The organism is Paraburkholderia susongensis (assembly GCF_900177725.1).
Classification (GTDB): Bacteria; Pseudomonadota; Gammaproteobacteria; order Burkholderiales; family Burkholderiaceae; genus Paraburkholderia; species Paraburkholderia susongensis.
Genome location: NZ_FXAT01000008.1, coordinates 18272 through 36895, shown reverse-complemented (window position 1 = coordinate 36895; position 18624 = coordinate 18272). Strand labels below are relative to the sequence as shown.

The following is an 18624-nucleotide window of genomic DNA, read 5'->3' as shown; positions in this document are numbered from 1 at the left end:
TCGCATGGCGCTTCTCGAGGGTAACGGCAATTCAGTTTTTCTTACCAGCCCTTATCAGCCCATTTGATCGAGCAGGCGGCGCTCAAAGCTGCCGGCGCAATTCCGCCGGCGGCACCTTCATCAGATGCCGGTATTTCGCCACCGTGCGGCGCGCGACGAGCACACCCTGATCGGCCAGCATCTTCGTGAGCGTTACGTCCGAAAGCGGATCGTGCGTATTTTCCGCGGCGATCATCTCCTTGAGCAGCGCGCGCACCGCCGCGGCCGAACAGGTGCCGCCGCTTTCCGTGCCGAGCTCGCGCGGGAAGAAATGCTTGAACTCGAAAATGCCGCGCGGCGTCGCCATATATTTGTTGCCCGTCGCGCGCGAGATCGTCGATTCATGCAGGCCGAGTTCGTCGGCGACATCGCGCAGCACCATCGGCTTGAGCGCGATTTCGCCGTACTGGAAGAAGGCCTTCTGATGCGTGACGATGCACTCCGCGACACGCTGGATCGTATCGAAGCGCTGCTGCGCATTGCGGATCAGCCAGCGCGCTTCCTGCAACTGCTGCGCGAGCGGCGAGCGGCTCGCGCCGGCCGACTGCGCGAACAGTTGCGCATACATGCGATGGATGCGCGCACGCGGCTGCGCAGCGGGATTGATCGACACGATCCATTTGTTGCGCCCCTGCCGCACGATCACGTCGGGCACCACGTAGTTGTCTTCGGCGCGTCCATAGCAGTTGCCCGGCTTCGGATCGAGCTTGCGCACGAGCGCGCAGGCCACGCGCAATGCTTCCGCGTCGCAGCCGATCTGCTTTTGCAGCTCAGCCTGCTCGCGGCGCGCAAGACGCTCCAGATGATGCTCGGCAATCTGCCGCGCCACGTCGCGCCCCGGCGTGTCGGCGGGCAACGCGTTGATCTGCAGCGCGAGGCACTCCGACAGTGAGCGGGCGCCGAGCCCCGGACGGTCGAGCGACTGCACGAGGCGCAGCGCCACGAGCAGATCTTCCTCGGTCAACGCGGGTTCGAGATCGACGCTGTCGGCGAGATCGGCCAGCGATTGCCGCAGATAGCCGTCGTCGTCGAGCGCCTCGATGATGAAGCGCGCCACCGCGCGGTCGCGATCGTCGAGCCGGTACAGTCGCAGCGCATCATGCAGCTGCTCGCGCAGCGTCGGCTGCGAACGGGCCCACTCGGCCGGATCGCTGCCGTCCGCGTCGCTGCTCTGGCGCGCCGAATGGTGGCCGCCGTAGTCGCCCGAAAATTCGCCGGGCATGTCGTCCTGGCCCGCGCTTTCCGGCGCGTCGCCATTGACGTTTTCCGCGGACAGCGCACTGGATTCGGCGGTGGCAAGCGTGTCGGCGGCGGGCTGCGCACTTGCATCTTCAACCGGCGACGTGCTGGCTAACGCGACATCCTCCGTTTCCGATGAATCGTATTCAAGAAACGGATTCGTATCGAGTGCCGTGCGCAATTCCTGCTGAAATTCCAGCACCGACAATTGCAGGAGGCGTACCGATTGCTGAAGACGAGGCGTGAGCGTAAGAGACTGCCTTGTGCGTAGTTCAAGGGAAGGCATTGGAGTGAGGTCCCGTTCGTGAGTAGCGCGAGGAGTCCGAAGACGGAAAGCGCCGAGTTCACTCTTTAGAGCAACTGCCGTACCAGTTCCCTCAAGCCGCTGTTTTCTCTACGCTTTATCTTTTCGGGCGGGCACGCTGCATGCGCTCGCGACGCGATTTTTTACAAATACCCGGCAATTTCCGGTCCGCCTTTTCCGGCGCCGCGCGCGATGGCAGCGCGGAACCCCGGCCCGCCATTCCTCAGTCCTGAACCCTGCATCGCCGCGCTTTTACCACGCCTATACGGCGTTTGCTGCGCCTATGTCTCTACTCGAGGTCTACTCGCAGCGGCCGGGTACGGTGCTTGCGGCCGGGCACTGTGTCGACGGACGCCGGCCTTCACGCGTGCTGATGCGAATGCAAGGCCGGCGTCCGGTGTCGGAAACGGACCCTGATGGTACCGTAGCGGCAACGACCCCACGTGCGTCATCGGCGGTTTCGACCGCGATCGGCGACCGGCAACAAGACCGCCATTTTCACCAACACCCGAAGGAGAAACCATGAAGACGATCCAGTTTCTGAAGAGCGCAGGCAGCATCGCTGTTGTCGCATTCGCCCTGAACGCCACCGCGCAGACCAATACGGCAGCGCCGTCCGCTTCGTCCGAAAGCATCGGCGAGCACATCGACGACGGCACCATCACCACCAAGGTGAAGGCGGATCTGCTCGCGGCAAAGAACGTCAAGTCGACCCATATTCACGTCAAGACCCGCAAGGGCGTGGTGTGGCTCACGGGGTCGGTGCCTTCGTCCGACGATAAGTCGGCGGCCGAAGAAGTCGTGCAGAGCGTGAAGGGCGTGTCGAGCGTGAAGAACCATCTGAAGGTCGCGGCCGAATAAGGCCGGGCTCGCGCCCGGCTCCCGCGCAGCGGCCGCCTAGCGCGCACTAAACACACATCAGGCGCACACCAGGCACACACCAGGCGCACTCAGTTCACGCGTTCGGATCACGCGTGCTTTTCCACGAACTCATTGAGCGGCTCCGGCGTTTTCAGCGGATCGAAATCGGCCCAGCGTCCCTGCTGCCAACGCCCGCTCGCCTTTTCGATCGCCACGCCCCCCGCCTCCCGCAATACACGCGCGGCATCGAGCTGATTGTCCGGCGACACGTGCACGGCAACCAGCACGCCGGAATCGCGCGCCTCTTCGTAATACGGAACGCGGTGGCCCGCGTGCTGGTCCGCGCGTTGGCCCGCTTTCTCGCGCGCGTGCAGCGTCGAGCCCACCAGCGAGCCCACGTAGGCGCCGACCCCTGCTGCGATCAGCGATATGAGCAGCGGCGCGGAAAACGCCGCGAAGATCGCGACGCCCACGACCGCACCGATCACCGCGCCGATCGTCACGTCCCTTCCCGCACCGTGCGGCGCCTCGCGCGCGCCCGGGCCGCTGCCCGAATCGCCGCCGATCTGATGCCGCGCATGCTGGCCGCGCGGATTGACGAAAAACAGCGTCACGTCCTCTTCGACGAACCCTGCATTGAACAGCTTTTGCGCTGCGTTTTCCGCAGTCGGAAAAGTCGTGAAGCGTGCTGCGACGATGAGCGACATATCGCCTCCTTGCCTCGTTGAACGGCGTTCGCGGACCATGCCGCCGCCTTTCATCGCGCCCGGAAAGCGCGCTGCGGCGCGGCACGCGACGGCGCTACGCCATAGCGCCGCGCTCCGGCTCCATGCCTTTCACGCTGAACAGTCCACTATGCAACACTACGCCTTCTACGCTGTTCTGGTCGAGTGCTTCCGCGCACATCATGCGGATGCGCTGGCGCTCCTGTTTAAAGCGTTGAAAGCAAAACACGCGCCTATTTCTGGGAAAGTGTTTTGCCGTACGGGATCGCGGCACTGAGTTGCTACGCCTCGTTGAATCGGAGTCGCTAAAATACGGCACCTTCACACTGCGGCAAGGCGCTTTCATTTCGATGACTCCCACCGACGATTCAAGGCGGTCCGCGCGCACGTACGCCGCCGACGCGCTGTTCGCTTTTCTCAAGACGCTGCCGCTTGGCGACCGGCTCATCGAAGGCGGCTTCATGGCCGTGCAGGCGGTGGCGGGCGCGAGTCTCGCGTTCGGGATCGGCAGCGCGCTGCATACGGAACAGGCGTTCTGGGCCGCGATCACCGCGATTGCGGTCAGCCAGCACAGCTATATCGACACCCGCAAGCTCTCGCGCGACCAGTTCATCGGCGCGATGGTCGGCGGGCTATGCGGCCTCGTCGGCACGCTCGCGGGCGGTGGTCATTTCGCGGCCTATGCGGCGACGGTGGCCGTCGCCATCATGATCTGCTGGATCGTCAACGTGGGTAGCGCGGCGCGTCTTGGCGGCATCACCGCGACGATCATGCTGCTCGTGCCGGGCATCGGACCCGCATGGGACAAAGCCCTCCTGCGGCTTGCCGAGGTGACACTCGGCACGGTCTGCGCTCTGCTGATCGCGCGGCTCATGTCGTCGCTCGAACGGCGCGCGTTCAGCAAGCCCGGGAAATCCAGCTAACGTCGTGGCGCGCGCCGTAACGCCTCTGCAAGCGCAGCCATACACACTACCGTCAACGCCGCCGCGCTCATGCGCGTGCATCTGGCACGTGGCATCTGGTCAGTCATCCGAAGCATCATCTGCTTGCGTGCGGCGCCGGCAGCGTCCCGGGTTCACGCCGGTGCTTTGCGCAAATACCCTGCCGAACTTGAAACGATTGAACCGGCCGCGTCGGAACTGAATGCGGCATTCGCGACAATCAACGGCTGCCCGGTCGTCAGGCTCCGAACTATTTCCGACATGGCTGGCGGTCTGGCCGCGCCAGGCCGTACCATACCCGTTCGTCATCCCAACGAATGCGAGCCGTGCTGCGATATCGAGGTCGCCGGCCGCGTACGACGCGTCGCGCAGCGGCGACAGTGGCCACAGCGGCCGCGTGCCGTACACTGGATATGGCACGCACCGCCCCCATCTAGACGAGCATGACTTCGGCCAAAACTTTCGCCGCACTCGACGCGGCACCCCGTTCACGGAAGGCCCGTTCCGTCGCGAGCGCCGCGCGGCCCGTCGCGCGGGCCCTGCCGCCGGTTCCGCAGGCACTCCAGGGTTTCCATCCGGCCGTCGCCAACTGGTTCCAGAAAACCTTCCCCGCCCCGACCAGCGCCCAGTCCGCCGCATGGCCGCTGATCCGCAGCGGCCGCTCGACGCTCGTCGCCGCGCCGACCGGCTCCGGCAAGACGCTCACCGCATTCCTCTCCGCGCTCGACGACCTGGTCCAGCAAGGCCTCGCCAACGGCGGCGCCTTGCCTGACGAAACGCTGGTGGTCTACGTCTCGCCGCTCAAGGCGCTCTCCAACGACATCCGTCTGAATCTGCAGATGCCGCTGCAAGGCATTGCCCAGGAACTCGAAGCGCTCGGCTTGCCGCCGCTCGACATCCGCACGGCCGTGCGCACCGGTGACACCACGCCGCAGGAACGCAACGCATTGAAGAAGCGCGCGCCGCATATCCTCGTGACCACGCCCGAATCGCTCTACGTGCTGCTCGGCTCGGACTCGGGCCGGCGCATGCTGTCGACGGTGCGCACGGTGATCGTCGATGAAATTCATGCGCTCGCGGGCAGCAAGCGCGGCAGCCATCTCGCGCTCAGCCTCGAACGGCTCGATGCGCTGTGCGAGCGGCGCTTGCCGCGCATCGGTCTGTCGGCGACGCAAAAACCGATCGGCGCGGTGGCGCGCTTTCTGGTCGGCCGCGCGAGCGCGGAGAACGCGGGAAGTGTGGAAAGCGACACGCCGGCAGACTGCGCGATCGTCGACGTGGGCCATGTCCGCGCGCGCGACCTCGCGCTCGAAATTCCGCCCGTGCCGCTCGAAGCGGTCATGGCGAACGAGGTGTGGGAACGTGTCTACGACCGTCTCGCCGAACTCGTCGCGCTGCATCGCACGACGCTCGTCTTCGTCAACACGCGCCGCATGGCCGAGCGCGCCGCGCGGCATCTGACCGAACGGCTCGGCAAGGAGGCGGTCGCCGCGCACCACGGCAGTCTCGCGAAAGAGCATCGCTTCGATGCCGAACAGCGCCTGAAGCGCGGCGAGTTGCGCGTGCTGATCGCGACCGCCTCATTGGAGCTCGGCATCGATATCGGCGACGTCGACCTCGTCTGCCAGATGGGTTCGCCGCGCGCGATCGCGCCGTTCCTGCAGCGGGTCGGGCGCTCGGGCCACCAGGTCGGCGGCATGCCGAAGGGGCGGCTCTTTCCGGCCTCGCGCGACGATCTGCTCGAATGCGCGGCGTTGCTCGATTGCGTGCGGCGCGGCGAACTCGACGCGCTGCGCATTCCGCGCGCGCCGCTCGACGTGCTCGCGCAGCAGATCGTCGCGGAGGTATCGAGCGCCGAGTGGAGCGAAGACGCGCTGTTCGGGATGATCCGGCGCGCCGCGCCTTACGCGGAGCTCGAGCGCGAGCAATACGACGCCGTGCTGCGCATGCTCGCCGAGGGCTACACGAGCCGCCACGGTCCGCGCGCCGCCTACGTGCATCGCGACGCGGTGAGCGGCACGCTGCGCGGCCGGCGCGGCGGCAAGCTCGTCGCGCTCACTTCGGGCGGCACGATTCCCGAGAACGCCGACTACGCGGTCGTGCTCGAACCGCAGGCCATCAACATCGGCACCGTCAACGAGGATTTCGCGGTCGAGAGTCTGGCCGGCGACGTGTTTCAGCTCGGCAATGCGTCGTACCGGATTCTGCGCATCGAGAGCGGCCGCGTGCGGGTCGAGGACGCGCAAGGACAGCCGCCGAACATTCCGTTCTGGCTCGGCGAGGCGCCGGGGCGCAGCGACGAGTTGTCGTTCGCGGTGGCTAGGTTGCGCGAGCAGGTTGAGCGGTTGCTGGTGGAGCGGGAGTTGGGGGTTGATGCGGAGGCGCTCGTAGCCGCGCATGAAATCGCGAGCGCAACGCCACCCGCGCTCCAACCCGCCTCCCCCCGCATCGACCACGCCATCGCCTGGCTCGTCGAGCACCTCGCGCTCGACGAAGCCGCCGCGCGTCAGATCGTCGACTATCTGGCGCGCGCCCGCGCGGCGCTCGGCGTGCTGCCGACGCAGAACACGCTCGTCATGGAGCGCTTCTTCGACGAATCGGGCGGCACGCAGCTCGTGATCCACTCGCCGTTCGGCAGCCGCGTGAATCGCGCGTGGGGGCTCGCGCTGCGCAAGCGCTTCTGCCGCAGCTTCAACTTCGAACTGCAGGCGGCCGCGACCGAAGACGCGATCGTGCTGTCGCTGACGGGCAGCCACTCGTTCGTGCTCGACGACGTGTGGCGCTATCTGCATTCGAACAGCGCGGAGCATCTGCTGATCCAGGCGCTGCTCGACGCACCGCTCTTCGGCGTGCGCTGGCGCTGGAACGCGACCACCTCGCTCGGCCTGCCGCGCTACACGGGAGGGCGCAAGACCGCGCCGCAACTGCAGCGCATGCGCAGCGAGGATCTGCTTGCAAGCGTGTTTCCCGAGCAGGCGGCGTGTCTCGAGAATATCGTCGGCGAGCGCGAAGTGCCGCGTCATCCGCTCATCGACCAGACCGTCGACGACTGCCTGCACGACGCGATGGATAGCGTTCGCTGGCTCGCGCTGCTACGTCGCATCGAGCGCGGCGAGGTGCGGCTCGTCGCGCGTGATTTGCCGGCGCCCTCGCCGCTCGCCGCCGAAATCCTGACCGCGAAGCCGTACGCGTATCTCGACGACGCGCCGATCGAGGAGCGCCGCACGCAGGCGGTGCTGAACCGCCGCTGGAGCGACCCGTCGAGCGCCGACGATCTCGGCGCGCTCGACGCCGCCGCGATCGACAGCGTGCGCGACGAAGCCTGGCCGCAAGCGCGCACCGCAGACGAGATGCACGAAGCGTTGACGGGCCTCGCCTGCATCGCCGAGGCCGAGGCGCGTGAGCATGAGGACTGGCCGGCGTTGCTCGCGGCGCTCGCACAGGCCGGGCGCGCGACGCGCGTGCAACTCTCCGCGAGCGCCGGTACGGGTGCCAACGCCAATGACGCGCTCTGGCTGCCCGCCGAACGCGTGACCTGTTTCGCGGCGCTCTACCCCGACCTGCCGCGCCAGCGCTACGCACCACAACTGAGCGCACCCAAGGGCTACACCGATAGCTGGAGCGCCGACGACGCGCTCGTCGACGTGCTGCGCGCGCGCCTGACCGGCTTCGGTCCGCTGACGGTCGACGCAATCGCGCGGCCGCTCGGTCTGCCCGCCAACCGGGTCGAGCAGGCGCTCGTGCGGCTCGAAGCCGAAGGCTATCTGCTGCGCGGCCGCTTCACGCCGCAAGGCAGCGTCGAGGAATGGTGCGAACGTCACCTGCTCGCGCGCATCCATCGCTACACGGTCAAGCGTCTGCGGCGCGAAATCGAGCCAGTGGAGCGGCACGACTTCATGCGCTTCCTGTGCGAGTGGCAGCATCTGACCCCGGACACGCGCGCCGAAGGCCGCGACGCGCTCGCCGCCGCGCTCGATCAGCTCGAAGGCTTCCCGGCCGCGGCCGGCGCCTGGGAAGAAGACATCCTGCCCGCGCGCGTGCGCGCCTATGCCAATAGTTCGCTCGACGAACTATGCCGCTCCGGCAAGATCGTCTGGACGCGCCTGACCGAGCGCGCGCGCGGCGCCGCCGGCCCGATCCGCAGCACGCCGATCGTGCTGCTGCCGCGCGCCCGGGTGCGCACGTGGAGTGCGCTGCTCGATCCCGCGCGGCAGGTGGAGTTGTCCGCGCTCGCGCAGAGCGTGTACGACGCGCTCGCCCAACACGGCGCAATGTTCTTCGACGAACTGCTCGCGGAAGTTCGGGTGCTGCGCATGGAGCTGGAAGGCGCGCTCGGCGAACTGGTCGCCGCGGGACTCGCGAATTCCGACAGCTTCGCGGGCCTGCGCGCCTTGCTCAAGCCGCTCGCCAAACGCAACGCGTTTTCGAGCAGTCGGCGCGCGAGGCCGAGCGCGCTGATCGGCGGCATGGACGACGCGGGCCGCTGGGCGCTCGTGAGCCGCCGCCGCGCTGACGGCACGGCCGACACCGGCGTCAAAGCAGCGGAAAAACCGCCCGAACGTCGCCCGCAGTGGCCGCCCGAGGTGCTCGAACACGTCGCGATGACGTTGTTGCGGCGCTACGGCGTGGTGTTCTGGCGCCTGCTCGAACGCGAAGCCGAATGGCTGCCGCCGTGGCGCGATCTGCTGCGCGTTTTTCAGCGGCTCGAAGCGCGTGGCGTGATCCGTGGCGGGCGTTTTGTCAATGGGCTCGCCGGCGAGCAATTCGCCTTGCCGGAGGCGATCCCGCTGCTGCGCGAAGTGCGGCGGCATGCGAACGATGGTGCTTTTGTATGCGTCGCAGGTACTGACCCGCTGAATCTCGCGGGCACGCTGCTCGTCGGCGAGCGGGTGCCGGCCGTCGCGGGGAACCGCGTGCTGTATCGGGATGGCGTGGTCGCGGCCACGCTCGTGGCGGGCAAATTCTGGTTCGACGCCGCGCTGGAGGCGCATCCGCTCGAGCGCGACCGGGCTCGCGCATTACTTGCGCACAGGTTCTAGGGCCTGTTCACGCTAATTACCGACTTTCCCGATTCCGGAAAAAATCATTCGTGGGGCTGTAGCGTGAACAGGCCCTCGCGGCATGTGCGTAGCGTCACCCGGCTAAGGGATAATCCTGAAGCTCGCGGCCGCGCGGACCCGCGCGGACCGTTAGCGATCTTTAATGTTTATGCGCTCGACTTCAACTGCTTCGATACAATGAGGTAGTTTCACTTTAGTATGAGGAAGACTGTCTGCCGCCACCCGCCCTGACAGGGACTGCCGGCATACCGCCCGGGGACTTCATGAGCGACGAGCAACACGACCAGGTGCTTCACGCGCAGTTCGGCACAGGCAGCCCATGCTGGCGTCTGTCGGCCGAGCGCGACGCGCTCGAACTCGCACCGGTGAGCGGCGCCGCGCCTGCCCCTGTCGAAATTCCGCTCACTCCTCAGCAAGCCTCGTCTATCCGTACGCTGACCGGCGCGACCTCGCACGTGGTCGTCGACGTGCAACTGGCGGGTGCGCCGCTGCGTCTGCACCTGGTCGGCAAGCGGCGCGACCATCACACGTGGAGCGGCACCGCTTCGGCCGACCACGACACCGAATCCGTCTCCCGCGCGTTGCTGCATGGTCTTTCGTTCGCCGAACAGCTCGTCTCCGAAGTGAATTCGGTCGTCGTCATCGTCGACCGGCATGGGCGGATACAGCGCTTCAACCGGCTCGCCGAAGAACTGACCGGCGTCAAGGAAGAGGACATTATCGGCCGCAACGTGCAGACGCTTTTCATGTCGTCCGAAAACGATGCGGCTTCCAGCCAGAACAGCGCCGCGTTTTTCAATCGCGGCGAGTCGTACGAGATCGAGCGGCGCATCAAGACCGTGCACGGCGAACGGCTCTTCCTGTTTCGCAACAAGTTCGTGCGCAGCGGCAGCGGCATCGAAGAGCAGTTCCTGATCTGCTCGGGCACCGACATCACCGAACAACGGCTCGCGCAGGAGCGGCTCATCGAGCAAGCCACCACCGACCCGCTCACCGGCCTCGCCAATCGCAACGCGATCCAGGAAAAAATCCAGATCGCGATCGAGCAGGCAGCGCCGGGCGAAGCCGTCGGCGTGCTGTTTCTCGATCTCGACAACTTCAAGAAGGTCAACGATCACTACGGTCACGTGTTCGGCGACCGGCTCATCTGCGACGTGTCGGATGCGATCCGCCATTGCCTGAATCCCGGCGACTCGCTCGCGCGCCTCGGCGGCGACGAATTCATCGTGCTCGCGGCCAAGGGCACCGCCTACCAACTCGAGAACACCGCGCAGCGCATTCTCGACCGCATGCGCATGCCGTTCGCGGTCGGGCTCGTCGAGGTCTATACGGGCTGCTCGATCGGCATCGCGCGCTCGCCCGAACACGGCGACAGCCTCGAATCACTGATCCGTTCGGCCGACACCGCGATGTACGTCGCGAAAGACGAAGGCAAGCGCACGCACCGCGTGTTCTCGCCGGACATGAACCGGCGCGTCGCCGAATTCATGTGGCTCGACACGAATCTGCGCCGCGGTCTCGAAGAAGGCCAGTTCGCGCTGCATTACCAGCCGAAGCTGGTGCTCGCCACCGGCGCCGTGCAGGGCGCCGAGGCACTGGTGCGCTGGAATTCGCCGGAGCGCGGTCAGATCATGCCGGTGGAATTCATCCGCTATGCTGAGGAATCCGGACTGATCGGCGTGCTCGGCCGCTGGGTCATGGAAACCGCCGCGAAACAGGCGGCCCGCTGGAGCGCAGCCGGCTACGACCTGCGCATCGCGATCAACGTGTCGGCGCGGCAGCTCACCGATACCGCCGTGGTCCAGCATTTCACCGAGGCGCTGCAGCACGCGAGCTTGAACCCTTGCGTCGTCGACCTCGAACTCACCGAAAGCTGCCTGATCGAAAACGAAGCGGCCGCGATCGAGCTAATCAAGCAGTTCCGCCAGCTCGGCGCGCAGGTTCATCTCGACGATTTCGGCACTGGCTATTCGTCGCTGTCGCAACTCGGCCGCATTCCGCTCGACGTCGTCAAGCTCGACCGCAGCTTCGTGCGCTCGATTCACGCGAACACGAAGGCGCAGGCGCTCGTGCGCTCGATGGTCGCGGTCGCGCAGGAGCTCGATTTCCAGGTGGTCGCCGAAGGGATCGAAACCGAGGCGGAAGAAGCCTTCATGAAAGGACTCAGCGTCGATTACGTGCAGGGCTTCCTGTACGGCAAGCCGATGCCCGCCGCCGAGTTCGAGCGCTGGCTGCTCGATCGGCGCAATCTCAGGCTGATCGCCTGAGGCTGCGTGAAACTGCCTGATGACGCTGCTTGATGAGGCTCCCTGAAGCAGCCTGAGCCCGCCCGAAGCTGCATGAGCCGGCTCGAACCCGCGTAAAGCTGCGTGAGCCGGCTCGAACCCGCCTGAACCCGCTCCCCGCCCACTTTTAACGCAGGTGCGCCGACCAGCGCGCCGTCTCTTCCTCGCTCATGCCAACCGCGCGCGCCGCTTCGTGAATCTGCGTCCACGTCGCCGCGTCGATCGGAATGCCCTCGGCCTCGCGCTGCGCGCGCCTCACGCGCTCGGGCTCGCCGGGCTCGTAGATGCGCTCGGTGCCCGCCGCGAGCGGCGAGTCCTTCACCCAGGCAATGAACGCGTCGGCTTCGGCCTGAGCGTTGGCGGCGTCGAAGGCGGCCGGGTCGATGATGACCGACAGCATGCAATTGATGATCGCGTGGGTCGTGCCGAGCGTGTCCGCATGCGTCGTGAAGCCGCCCGAGAGCGCGCCGCCGAAAATCTCGCACATCGCCGCGAGCCCGAAACCCTTGTGGCCGCCGAACGGCGTCAGCGAGCCGAACGGCGCTTCATGCATGACCTTCGGTTCGAGCGTCGGCAAGCCTTCGTGATCGATCAACGCGCCGGGCGGCACAGGCTTGCCCTGGTTATAGGCGACGCGCGTCTTGCCGAACGCGATCGTGCTGGTCGCGAAGTCGAGCACGAGCGGCGGCTTGCCGGGGCGCGGAAAGGCCGCGCAAAACGGATTCGTGCCGATGCGCCGGTCGGCGCCGCCGAACGGCGCGACGAGCGGATCGCCCGCCACGTTGACGAAGTGAAACGACACGAGTCCGGCACGCGCGCACTGCTCGGCCCAATGACCGATGCGCCCGATGTGATGCGCGCCGCGCAAGCCGACCGCGCAGATGCCGAGCCGCCGGGCGCGCTCGATGCCCCGCTCCATCGCCTCGAACGCGATGACCTGGCCGAAGCCCTTGCCGCCTTCGACCGTCAGCACCGCGCCCGCGTCCTTGACGACTTCGGCGTGCAGGTTCAGTCGCAGTTGCGCGTCGGCGAGCGATGCGACATAGCTCGGGATCATGCCCACGCCATGCGAATCGTGACCGCTCAGATTCGCCGCCACCAGATGATCGGCCACCAGTTCCGCCTCGCGCGGCGCACTGCCCGCCTGCTCCCAGATCGCCTTCACGTAGGCATGCAATTGATCGGCCGGAATCCGGGACGTAGTGGGTTGCGCAGTCTGGTGGTCGGTCATTCAGCTTAGGGGTGTGGTTGATGGGAATCAGCAGGAACTCAGCGGCAACTCAGGGAGAACTCAGGGCGCCAAGGCAATCACTTCCGCGACCGCGGCCGTGAGCTTCTTGCCGTACGGCACGTGCAGAAACTCGTTCGGTCCGTGCGCGTTCGACTTCGGTCCGAGCACGCCGCACACCATGAACTGCGATTTCGGAAAGCCCTCCTTCAGCACGTTCATGAGCGGAATCGTGCCGCCGAGCCCCATGTAGGCGGCATCCGCACCGAAGTGCGCGCGCGACGCGCCGTTGAGCGCGCTGGCAAGCCACGGCGCGACATCGGGCGCGCTCCAGCCGTTCGCCGAGCCCGCGTCGGGCTTGAACGTGACCTTCGCGTTGTACGGCGGATCGAGTTCGAGCAGCGCCTTCAGTTCGGCGACGGCCTTCTCCGCTTCGACGAGCGGCGGCAGGCGCAGCGACAGCTTGAACGCGGTGCGCGGGCGCAGCACGTTGCCGGCGTCCGCGAGCGCGGGCAAGCCGGCCGCGCCCGTCACCGAGAGCGACGGACGCCACGTCGAATTGAGCAGCGCTTCCTGCGGGTCGGTCGTGGTGGGCAGCACCTGGCGGCCGTCCTCGCCGCACGCCCACGGCATCTTCTTCCAGACGTCGTCGCCGAGAATGCGCGCGGTCGCTTCCGCTTCGCGCAGACGGTCCGCCGGAACCGGGCAATGGAAGCCCTTGGGCAGCAGCGTGCCGTTCGCCGAGTCTTCGAGACGGTCGAACAACTGCCGCATGATGCGGAAGCTCGACGGCACGATGCCGCCGTAGACGCCCGAGTGAATGCCTTCGTCCAGCACCTGCACTTCGAGGTCGCCGGAGACGAGGCCGCGCAGCGACGTGGTGAGCCACAGCTGATCGTAATTGCCCGCGCCCGAATCGAGACACACGACGAGCCCGACCTTGCCGAGCCGCTCGCGCAGCGCATCGACGTACGGCAGCAGATCGTAGCTGCCCGACTCCTCGCAGGTTTCGATCAGACCGACGCAGCGCGGACGCTCGACGCCCTGCGCGTCGAGCGCGGCAAGCGCCGTGAGGCTCGCGTAGATCGCGTAGCCGTCGTCCGCGCCGCCGCGGCCGTAGAGCTTGCCGTCTTCGAGCTTCGGCGTCCACGGACCGAGGTCCTTGCGCCAGCCGTCGAATTCGGGCTGCTTGTCGAGGTGGCCGTACAGCACGATGGTTTCGTCGCTGTCCGAACGCGTTGCAGCCGTTTCGAAGAAGATGACCGGCGTGCGGCCCGGCAGGCGGATCACCTCGAGCTTCAGACCGCGCACCGGCTGCTGCTCGGCCCATTGCGCGGCGTCGGTGATGACACGCTCGAGATAGCCGTGCCTCGCCCAGTCGGGATCGAAGGCCGGGCTCTTGGCCGGCACCGCGATGTAATCCGTCAGCGCGGGCACGATCTCGTCGTTCCACTTGCGCTCGACGAATTCACGTAGCGTGTCCGGATTGAGGCGTTGAACCTGCTGGGTCGTATCGTCGGTCATCATGATGGCGTCCGTGAGGGCTAATCAGTCGAAACGATCATGATAGTCCGGATGCGCGCCGGGCTGAACCCCTTGGCGCGCATCGCGCGCCGAACCTGCGCGAGTCGGCCGTTCGCGCGACAATCGTTGAATACATCGCGCATCAGGAGTGTGTTTATGGGTGGCAACGTGGCCGTTCAGGCCATCGCCGCGGTGTTTGCGCTGGCGCTGTATTTTCTGCCGGCGATTCTCGCGGACCGGCGCAAGCGCCACGACATGCTGACGCTCGCGCTCTTCAATGCCTGCCTCGGCTGGACCGTGCTCGGCTGGCTGTTCGCGCTCTACTGGGCGCTGCAGCCGAATCCGCCGGAGAACATCGCGAGCGACGTGGTGCGCACGCGCAAAGTCGTGAGCATGCGCGCTTTTTCAGCGGCGCTGATGGCGCGCGTGCAACGGCGTGCGGCCGCGCGCAACCGGCCGGAGCGTTGATCGATCCGGTTCAGGTGAGACAGAAATGAGGCAGGACGGATTCGCGCTCACGCGGCGCGCCCGATGCGATTGCGTTGCACCCAGCCAGCCGGAATCGAACGAGGTTCGGCGCGCACGTTCTGCGGCGCGAACATTTCATGGCGCAGTTCGCCGTGCTCGTCGAACCATTCGCAGATCAGCCAGTTGCCGGGATTGAGCGCTACCGGACCGGCGTATGTCACCGTCATACGCGGGCCCCCCTCTTTCAAGGTGACCACGTCGCCTGCGTTAAAGACGGCGGGCGCCTCAAATGCGTCAATGGTAGCGGTCAGCATATTCAATCCCCTATGTTGAGCCTTATTAAGTCATTGCGCTGGCTTATCGACATTGACCTGCTGAGAGAAGACTCTAAAACTTGGTGAAGATTAACAATTGAATTTAAACGCGGCAAGCGCTTTTTATTGATACCGTTTTCAGCGCCTCTGGAATTTGCTGCTGCCGCGTTTAGTTCCCAGCCAAACTGTAAAAATCCATGAATATCGCGTCAATCCGTTATCTGTGCGCTACCGCACCAATGCAACACTGACTGCACGCGGCTTTGCGGGCCGGTAGAAAAGACTCCCCCGCATTCCTCACATTAGAAACGTGATGCAATGCCGCATAGGGTTTATTCCAGTTTGATGTAAATCAAAATTACCTGTGAATGGCCGGCTTACCGGCAAATACAACAGGACTTGCATTCAGTCTTTCTTTAAAACAACAGCATTTTTACGATAAGCCAGCGGTTGAAAACGATTACCGGCGCGGTATTTTTCAAACTGCCTGCGCGAGCCGCCGCAGCGCGAGTTGCTGATGCCGCACGAGCAGCACGCTCAAACCGATGCACACGAACATCAAAAGCGCGTTGATGCCGAGGCTCAACTGGAACGCATGTGCATACGCGGCGGGCGCCGCGCTGCCGCCGAGCGCACCGAAAAACGCGCCGCTGATTGCCGCGGTGCCGAACGCCGAGCCGATCTGCAGCGTCGAGGACACGACGCCCGACGCGAGCCCCGCCTTCTCGGGCACGACCTCCTGCAACACGATGCGCATGATCGAAGGCAGCAGCAGGCCATGCCCGACGCCCGCGCACACGAGCCCGCCATAGAACAGCAGATCGGGCGTCGCGGACTGGCTCGCGGACCAGCCGGTCAGCGTGAAGCCGAGCGTCATCATCGAAAAGCCGAGTGTCAGCACATGGCCGCCGATGCGCTTGACCACCGCGGGCGAGCTCAGCGGTCCGATCACGAAGCCGATCGCGAACGGCATGATCGCGATGCCCGATGCGAGCGGCGTCCAGTGCAGACCGGTCTGCAGGAAGATGCCGTAAGTCAGGAAGAACGCGCTATTGCAATAAAAGAGGAACGCGAGCACGAGGCCGAGCGCGAACGCGCGGTTGCGGAACAGTTGCAGATCCACGAGCGGATGACCGCCGCCGCGCTCGACACGCCGCTCCGTTGCGACGAACAGCGCGAACACCGGCACGGCAAGCACGAACATCACGAAAGTCCAGGCCGGCCAGCCGGCTTCGCGGCCGTGCGTCATCGGATAGATGACGAGCAGCAGCACCGCCGAGAGCAGCGCGACGCCCTTCAGGTCGACGCCGGTGCGCGCGGCCGGCTGGTTCTCCGGCACGAACTTCCACGTGCCGACGAACGCCACGATGCCGATCGGAATATTGATCAGGAAGATGATGCGCCAGTCGAGCCCGAACGGGTGATACGTAATCAGCGCGCCCCCGCCCAGTTGCCCGACGATCGACGACAAGCCGAACACGAAACCGTACAGACTCATCACACGCGTCTGCTGATGCAGCGGCACGACCGCGCGAATCGTCGCGAGCACCTGCGGCGCCATCACGGCCGCTGCGATGCCCTGCACGATGCGCGAAATCACCAGCATATGGCCGCTCGTCGCGAAGCCGCACAGCGCCGACGCGACCACGAAGCCCGCCATCCCCGTCATGAACATGCGGCGGCGGCCGAACAGGTCGCCGAGGCGCCCGCCCGTAATCAGCAGCACCGCATAGGCCGAGGCATAGGCGGACACGACGAGTTGCAATTGCGCGTCGCTCGCGCCGAGGCCGGTGTGAATCGAAGGCAACGCGAGATTGACGATGAAATAGTCGAGCGGCGCGAGAAACGCGCCGACGAACAGCACGGCGAGCGCAAGCGCCTCGTGCCCGAAGCGCGGCGCGGACGCTTTGGCCGCGACGGCCATCTTCGCCACCGCCGGTCCCGGACAGGTCGGGGCCGCCGCAGTGCAGCCAGCGGGTCCAACGAATGCCGCCGGAGCGGACTGGGTCGCTTCGCTTTTCATGACCGATCGTTCAAAAAATAGTTAAAAAATTTGATGTACTGCCAGACGGAAAACTCGGACAAGAGCGTCAGACAAGAGCGCGCATCGCCACGTCGACGATACCGGTTAGCGCGTCCTCCTGATGCGCGACGCGGCCCAACACGCGCAGACCCTGCATCACGCACAGCAGGAAGTCGCCGACGGCTTTTTCGTCGAGCGTCGAATTGAATGCGCCGCTCGCCTGCCCGCGGATCACCGTTGCCGCGAGCAGCGTCGCCATGCGCCGTTGAATCGCGGCGACACGCGTGCGCAGCGCTTCGTCGTCGGGCTGCATTTCCAGCGTGGTATTGGTGATGAAGCAACTGCGCTGGCCGGTCAGCGCACACGCGACCCGCGCGTAATGCAGCAAGGCGTCGCGCAGGGCCTGCTCCGGCTCCACGGGCGCGTTCAAACGCTGCGCGAGCCGCGCGACCGCGCCTTCCGCGTAATGATCGAGCGCGGCGAGCATGATGCCGTGCTTGTCGCCGAATACGCCGTACAGGCTGCCGCGCAGCAGGCCGGTGGCCTTGCACAGATCGTCGATCGAGGTGGCGTGATAGCCGTGATTCCAGAACACCTGGCTCGCGCTCGCGAGCACGGTGTTCGTGTCGAATTCACGCGGGCGGCCTCGCGGACACACCTCGCCGGCTTTCTTCGTGACTTGCCTGGAATGACTCAATTGCGGTGACCTTGCTGTTTCGTGCCGTGTTTCGTTGGATGGATATTATGACTGGTCATTCAATAAATCAAGGACGGATTTTCGTAGGGTTTCCGGAGAGCGTCTGCGGGGGAACGCCTTGCCACGAGCCACAGCCTTGCCGCTGCTTTGCTCCAACCCTGGAATAGCGTTGGAACAGCGCTCAAAAAAGCCGGCGACGGTTGCCCCCCGTCGCCGGCGTCTGCATGCTTTTACTGCCGCACGGAAAAACTCGCGGCCTCAGGTTTCGAGCTTCGCGTCCATCGTGATCGTCGCGTTGAGCACCTTCGACACCGGGCAACCCGCCTTCGCGTCGGCGGTGGCCTTGTCGAACGCGGCCTTGTCGCCGCCCGGAATCTTCACCGCCACGTCGAGATGCACAGCGGTGATCGAAAAGCCTCCGCCGTCCTTGTCGAGCATGACCGTTGCCGTGGTGCCGATCCGCTCGGGCGTGATGCCCGCCTTGCCCAGTTCCGCCGACAAGGCCATCGAGAAACATCCCGCGTGTGCCGCCGCAATCAGTTCCTCAGGATTCGTGCCGATGCCGTCCGCGAAGCGCGTCGCAAACGAGTATTGGGTGTCCTTGAGGACGCCGCTGTCGGTGGAAATCGAGCCTTTGCCGTTCTGCAGGCCGCCTTGCCAGACTGCCGATGCCTTGCGCTTCATCGCCTCTCTCCTGTTGTGCCCTGCCGCATGCTGCGCGACCAAAGACGATGCCTGCCGCGGCGGTCCCGCCCGGATGTGCCCGCGCTCAGGCATCGGTCGCAGGTACCGCGCGGCTTTACAGGCGCGGGTGGGGACCGGACTTCATCATAGGCGCTTCCGTGTGCCGCCGTCGTGACGGTGCCGCGACCGCGCGGCCGAATGCGCGCCGCCGGCGTTCCGGAGGCCGGCTTTC

13 protein-coding genes are annotated in these 18624 nt (G+C 65.8%); 5 read left to right on the top strand and 8 right to left on the bottom strand.

Annotated elements, in window-relative coordinates:
* Positions 1–82 precede the first annotated feature (82 nt).
* On the bottom strand, positions 83–1564 hold the full coding sequence (locus tag B9Z01_RS22625; protein WP_085487202.1) for an RNA polymerase factor sigma-54: 1482 nt from the start codon (positions 1562–1564) through the stop codon (positions 83–85).
* Between the two features lie 540 nt (positions 1565–2104).
* Between B9Z01_RS22625 and B9Z01_RS22620 the strand changes: the two genes are divergently transcribed.
* Complete coding sequence (locus tag B9Z01_RS22620) at positions 2105–2443, top strand: BON domain-containing protein (RefSeq protein WP_085487201.1); 339 nt, start codon at positions 2105–2107, stop codon at positions 2441–2443.
* A 107-nt stretch (positions 2444–2550) separates the two neighbouring features.
* Here the strand turns inward: B9Z01_RS22620 and B9Z01_RS22615 are convergent, their stop codons facing one another.
* Complete coding sequence (locus B9Z01_RS22615; RefSeq protein ID WP_085487200.1) at positions 2551–3150, bottom strand: glycine zipper domain-containing protein; 600 nt, start codon at positions 3148–3150, stop codon at positions 2551–2553.
* A gap of 368 nt (positions 3151–3518) precedes the next feature.
* On the opposite strand from B9Z01_RS22615, the gene B9Z01_RS22605 reads away from it, so the two are divergent.
* The 3 genes from B9Z01_RS22605 to pdeR all read left to right on the top strand — a co-directional run bounded on the left by B9Z01_RS22605 (position 3519) and on the right by pdeR (position 11436).
* Positions 3519–4091 carry an FUSC family protein gene (locus B9Z01_RS22605; RefSeq protein ID WP_085487199.1) on the top strand — a complete coding sequence of 191 codons (573 nt, stop codon included), beginning with the start codon at positions 3519–3521 and terminating at the stop codon, positions 4089–4091.
* 461 nt (positions 4092–4552) lie between these two features.
* The gene (locus tag B9Z01_RS22595; protein WP_085487197.1) at positions 4553–9148 is read left to right on the top strand and encodes a DEAD/DEAH box helicase; all 4596 of its coding nucleotides are present in this window, start codon (positions 4553–4555) and stop codon (positions 9146–9148) included.
* A 284-nt stretch (positions 9149–9432) separates the two neighbouring features.
* The gene (pdeR, locus tag B9Z01_RS22590) at positions 9433–11436 is read left to right on the top strand and encodes a cyclic di-GMP phosphodiesterase (RefSeq protein ID WP_085487196.1); all 2004 of its coding nucleotides are present in this window, start codon (positions 9433–9435) and stop codon (positions 11434–11436) included.
* Between the two features lie 145 nt (positions 11437–11581).
* Here the strand turns inward: pdeR and B9Z01_RS22585 are convergent, their stop codons facing one another.
* A complete protein-coding gene (locus B9Z01_RS22585) occupies positions 11582–12685 on the bottom strand; it encodes a malate/lactate/ureidoglycolate dehydrogenase (protein WP_085487195.1) in 1104 nt (367 codons plus the stop codon).
* A 60-nt stretch (positions 12686–12745) separates the two neighbouring features.
* Positions 12746–14209 carry a M20 family metallopeptidase gene (locus B9Z01_RS22580; RefSeq protein ID WP_085487194.1) on the bottom strand — a complete coding sequence of 488 codons (1464 nt, stop codon included), beginning with the start codon at positions 14207–14209 and terminating at the stop codon, positions 12746–12748.
* A 153-nt stretch (positions 14210–14362) separates the two neighbouring features.
* On the opposite strand from B9Z01_RS22580, the gene B9Z01_RS22575 reads away from it, so the two are divergent.
* Positions 14363–14674, top strand: a complete 312-nt coding sequence (locus B9Z01_RS22575) for a superinfection immunity protein (RefSeq protein WP_085487193.1) — start codon at positions 14363–14365, stop codon at positions 14672–14674.
* 47 nt (positions 14675–14721) lie between these two features.
* Here B9Z01_RS22575 and B9Z01_RS22570 read toward each other — a convergent pair whose 3' ends face one another.
* The 4 genes from B9Z01_RS22570 to B9Z01_RS22555 all read right to left on the bottom strand — a co-directional run bounded on the left by B9Z01_RS22570 (position 14722) and on the right by B9Z01_RS22555 (position 18392).
* Positions 14722–14988 carry a YodC family protein gene (locus B9Z01_RS22570; protein ID WP_085487192.1) on the bottom strand — a complete coding sequence of 89 codons (267 nt, stop codon included), beginning with the start codon at positions 14986–14988 and terminating at the stop codon, positions 14722–14724.
* Positions 14989–15466: 478 nt separating this feature from the next.
* Complete coding sequence (locus B9Z01_RS22565; protein WP_085487191.1) at positions 15467–17011, bottom strand: MFS transporter; 1545 nt, start codon at positions 17009–17011, stop codon at positions 15467–15469.
* Between the two features lie 67 nt (positions 17012–17078).
* A complete protein-coding gene (locus B9Z01_RS22560; RefSeq protein ID WP_085487190.1) occupies positions 17079–17708 on the bottom strand; it encodes a TetR/AcrR family transcriptional regulator in 630 nt (209 codons plus the stop codon).
* A gap of 258 nt (positions 17709–17966) precedes the next feature.
* Positions 17967–18392 (bottom strand): OsmC family protein, encoded by a 426-nt coding sequence (locus B9Z01_RS22555; protein ID WP_085487189.1) that lies wholly within the window; start codon positions 18390–18392, stop codon positions 17967–17969.
* Positions 18393–18624: the final 232 nt, after the last annotated feature.

What these genes read in the sequence shown, in the direction of transcription:
- B9Z01_RS22625 (WP_085487202.1), bottom strand. Translation starts at nt 1,564, where the DNA reads ATGCCTTCCCTTGAACTACGCACAAGGCAGTCTCTTACGCTCACGCCT.
- B9Z01_RS22620 (WP_085487201.1), top strand. Translation starts at nt 2,105, where the DNA reads ATGAAGACGATCCAGTTTCTGAAGAGCGCAGGCAGCATCGCTGTTGTC.
- B9Z01_RS22615 (WP_085487200.1), bottom strand. Translation starts at nt 3,150, where the DNA reads ATGTCGCTCATCGTCGCAGCACGCTTCACGACTTTTCCGACTGCGGAA.
- B9Z01_RS22605 (WP_085487199.1), top strand. Translation starts at nt 3,519, where the DNA reads ATGACTCCCACCGACGATTCAAGGCGGTCCGCGCGCACGTACGCCGCC.
- B9Z01_RS22595 (WP_085487197.1), top strand. Translation starts at nt 4,553, where the DNA reads ATGACTTCGGCCAAAACTTTCGCCGCACTCGACGCGGCACCCCGTTCA.
- pdeR (WP_085487196.1), top strand. Translation starts at nt 9,433, where the DNA reads ATGAGCGACGAGCAACACGACCAGGTGCTTCACGCGCAGTTCGGCACA.
- B9Z01_RS22585 (WP_085487195.1), bottom strand. Translation starts at nt 12,685, where the DNA reads ATGACCGACCACCAGACTGCGCAACCCACTACGTCCCGGATTCCGGCC.
- B9Z01_RS22580 (WP_085487194.1), bottom strand. Translation starts at nt 14,209, where the DNA reads ATGATGACCGACGATACGACCCAGCAGGTTCAACGCCTCAATCCGGAC.
- B9Z01_RS22575 (WP_085487193.1), top strand. Translation starts at nt 14,363, where the DNA reads ATGGGTGGCAACGTGGCCGTTCAGGCCATCGCCGCGGTGTTTGCGCTG.
- B9Z01_RS22570 (WP_085487192.1), bottom strand. Translation starts at nt 14,988, where the DNA reads ATGCTGACCGCTACCATTGACGCATTTGAGGCGCCCGCCGTCTTTAAC.
- B9Z01_RS22565 (WP_085487191.1), bottom strand. Translation starts at nt 17,011, where the DNA reads ATGAAAAGCGAAGCGACCCAGTCCGCTCCGGCGGCATTCGTTGGACCC.
- B9Z01_RS22555 (WP_085487189.1), bottom strand. Translation starts at nt 18,392, where the DNA reads ATGAAGCGCAAGGCATCGGCAGTCTGGCAAGGCGGCCTGCAGAACGGC.